Annotated in this window: 1 pseudogene; it reads right to left on the bottom strand. The window is 54.2% G+C overall.

Going from position 1 to position 323, the window contains the following annotated elements:
* Positions 1 to 203, bottom strand: a pseudogene (locus tag SB719_RS19365) (tyrosine-type recombinase/integrase); the annotation flags it as partial.
* Positions 204 to 323 lie beyond the last annotated feature (120 nt).

Raw genomic sequence — 323 nt, 5'->3', positions numbered from 1 at the left:
AGGGTAAACAACTGGCGGTATGGATGCGGCGGGACCAGAGAAAAATCACTCAGGGTCAATGCCAGCGCTTCGTTAATACAGATGTAGGTGTTCCACAGGGTAGCCAGCAGCATCCTGCGATGCAGATCCGGAACATAATGGTGCAGGGCGCTGACTTCCGCGTTTCCAGACTTTACGAAACACGGAAACCGAAGACCATTCATGTTGTTGCTCAGGTCGCAGACGTTTTGCAGCAGCAGTCGCTTCACGTTCGCTCGCGTATCGGTGATTCATTCTGCTAACCAGTAAGGCAACCCCGCCAGCCTAGCCGGGTCCTCAACGAC

Source organism: Pantoea sp. SIMBA_079, assembly GCF_046940275.1.
Taxonomy (GTDB): domain Bacteria; phylum Pseudomonadota; class Gammaproteobacteria; order Enterobacterales; family Enterobacteriaceae; genus Pantoea; species Pantoea borealis.
This window is presented reverse-complemented; position numbering and strand designations above follow the sequence as displayed.